Raw genomic sequence first — 323 nt, 5'->3', positions numbered from 1 at the left:
GATAAGCACGCAGCACTCAAAGCCGCGATCCGGGAGTGCTTCGAACGGAACAAGCATCGCTACGGCTATAGGCGAGTCCTACTTGACCTGCGGAACCAAGGCTGGGTGGTCAACCACAAGCTCGTGTACAAACTCATGTGCCAGATGGGTCTTCGAGCCAAGATCCGCCAGCGCAGGCCTTATGTTTCCTATGCTGGGACGATCAGCCACATCGCTGGCAATAAGCTCGACCGCAGGTTCACCCCAGATAAGCCGAATACCGTCTTTGTCAGCGACGTCACCGAGTTCAGGGTCCAAGGCCGCAAGGTGTATTTGTCACCGGT

At 56.3% G+C, this 323-nt stretch carries 1 protein-coding gene; it reads left to right on the top strand.

What is annotated here, in order from left to right:
* On the top strand, nucleotides 1-323 hold a 323-nt coding region (locus QP997_RS09955; RefSeq protein WP_284847008.1), incomplete at both ends, for an IS3 family transposase.

This window comes from Corynebacterium sp. MSK039 (assembly GCF_030232315.1).
GTDB lineage: Bacteria > Actinomycetota > Actinomycetes > Mycobacteriales > Mycobacteriaceae > Corynebacterium.
The sequence above is the reverse complement of the archived record's forward strand: the minus strand, read 5'-3'. Positions and strand labels throughout refer to the sequence as shown.